General features: G+C 64.5%; 3 protein-coding genes. All 3 read right to left on the bottom strand.

From position 1 onward, the window contains the following. Nucleotides 1-43: 43 nt before the first annotated feature. Nucleotides 44-415: a thioredoxin gene (gene trxA / locus RHBS_RS27155; protein WP_032394311.1), complete on the bottom strand. Its 372-nt coding sequence runs from the start codon at nucleotides 413-415 to the stop codon at nucleotides 44-46. A gap of 85 nt (nucleotides 416-500) precedes the next feature. Then, nucleotides 501-1,499 carry a helix-turn-helix domain-containing protein gene (locus RHBS_RS27150; protein WP_128646890.1) on the bottom strand — a complete coding sequence of 333 codons (999 nt, stop codon included), beginning with the start codon at nucleotides 1,497-1,499 and terminating at the stop codon, nucleotides 501-503. Nucleotides 1,500-1,707: 208 nt separating this feature from the next. Next, on the bottom strand, nucleotides 1,708-2,119 hold a 412-nt coding region (locus RHBS_RS27145), incomplete at its 5' end, for a 2'-5' RNA ligase family protein (protein ID WP_145977644.1).

Below are 2,119 nucleotides of genomic sequence, written 5' to 3'. Positions count from 1 at the left end.
AATTCGGTGAGCGGCCCTTCACTTCGTGTGCAGCGACCAGAAATTACTCCGCCGCGGGAGCCTGCTCGGCGATCTGCTGGCGCACGACGTCCATGTCGAGTGCCTTGATCTGACCGACGAGGTCCTCGAGCGCCGGTGCAGGCAGTGCGCCGGGCTGTGCGTAGACGAGAATTCCTTCGCGGAACGCCATGATCGTCGGGATCGACTGGATCTGCGCTGCCGCAGCAAGGCCCTGCTCGGCCTCGGTGTCGACCTTGGCGTGCACGACGTCGGGGTGCGCGTCGGACGATTTCTCGAAGGTGGGAGCGAACTGGCGGCACGGTCCGCACCAGGACGCCCAGAAATCGACCAACACCACGTCGTTGCTCGTCACGATCTCGTCGAAATTCTGCTGGGTCAAAGTCTGAGTGGCCACGCGGTCCCTTTCGATTGATTGCGCTTCTGGTGTGTCTCAACGCAGGTACTCGCCGGAATCATCCCGGCTCTGTGCGGCCCCCTGCTCAGGCGGGCTGGGGTGCGGCACGGAACGTGCGGCGATACGAATTGGGCGTGGTGCATCGCAATCGGACGAAATGCTGACGGAGGGCCGCGGCGTTTCCGAAGCCGACCACCTCGGCAATCGAGTCCATCGGCAGGTCGGAATTCTCCAACAGCTGCTGCGCAGCCAGTACTCGTTGGTCGTTGAGCCAGCGTGCGGGAGTCGTTCCGGTCTCGGCCGCGAACTTGCGGGCGAAGGTTCGCGCAGACATGTTCACCCGCGCCGCCAATCGACCGATGGTGAGCTCGGAGTCGAGATTCTCGGTCATCCAGTCCAGCAGCGGAGCCAGTGTCTCGGTGCGAGTGGCGGGCAGGGGGCTGGTGACGAATTGAGCCTGGCCGCCGTCACGATGCGGAGGAACGACCATCCTGCGGGCGATGCCGTTCGCCACGACACTGCCCTGGTACTTGCGCACGATGTGCAGGCACAGGTCGATGCCGGCTGCCGTGCCGGCGCTGGTGAGTACGTTGCCTGCATCCACGTAGAGGACATTCGGATCCACCTGTGCCAGGGGGTATTTCGCGGCCAGTGAGGCAGAGTGCCGCCAATGCGTCGTGCAGGGTCGGCCGTCGAGGAGTCCCGCCTTGCCGAGTACGAAGGCGCCGTTGCAGAGGCTCGCGACCATCGCGCCGCGTTCCACCGCCGCCCGTAGTTTGGCCAGCAGAGGTTCGATGGACGCGTCGTATTCGGTGCCGCAGACGTAGCTGCCGTCGACCGCCGCCTCGGTGCCCCCGGCCGGGATGATGATCAGGTCGGCACTGTCGAGGCTGTCGAGATCGTGTGGCACGTCGATGGTGTAGCCGACGCGGGTGCGGATCGGTTGGGGTACACCCGCGATCAGGGAGAAGTCGTAGGTGGGAAGGCCCTCGTCCGAGCGATCGAATCCGAACACCTCGCAGGCGACGCCCAGCTCGAAAGGTTCGGTCAACGGCATCAGCGCGACGACCACTCGTTTCAGCATGCGTAGAAGTATGGCAGAAAGTCGTCGATATGTGGCGTTACTGCCACTCGTGCGCTGTCTCTGCAGGTTGGAAGCTAACAGCATGACAATTGTATTGGTGCTTGTGCTGCTTTTCCTGGCCCTCGACGCTTCGTGCTCGCAGGCTTCGCTCCCGATACCCACGCGGAGGTGACTCAGTTCGGTGACTATCGGTTCTGACGTTCGCCGATCATCCGATTCGCCATTCACGTTTGCCCTCGCCGTCCCATCTGCGCAGCGCAACTGCAGATCCGACCAGATCGTCGACGTCGACCGCGAGCAGGCGCACCGCTGCTCCTGCCTCCTCGGGCGTCAACCGTCGGGCGACCGTCACGTGAGGTGTCCATCGGCCGGGTTCGAGGTGATCGAGCGATCGTTCGCCCACGGCCTCGTACACCCGGGCGTGCAGATCGAGCAACTCGCTCGACGGAACGACCAGTCGCGCCAGCGTGATCGTTCGACCACCGAACACGACGAGCCCACCGAGACGTACATCGAACGGATCGAACCGGACCGCATCGCCGTCGTCCACCGCGGCCGGCATCGACGACGCCACCGCGACGGTGACGTGCGGGCGGTTCGACTCACCGAGGTGGCGGTCC

Origin of the sequence: Rhodococcus sp. BS-15, assembly GCF_000813105.1 — a bacterium.
GTDB lineage: Bacteria > Actinomycetota > Actinomycetes > Mycobacteriales > Mycobacteriaceae > Rhodococcoides.
This window is presented reverse-complemented; position numbering and strand designations above follow the sequence as displayed.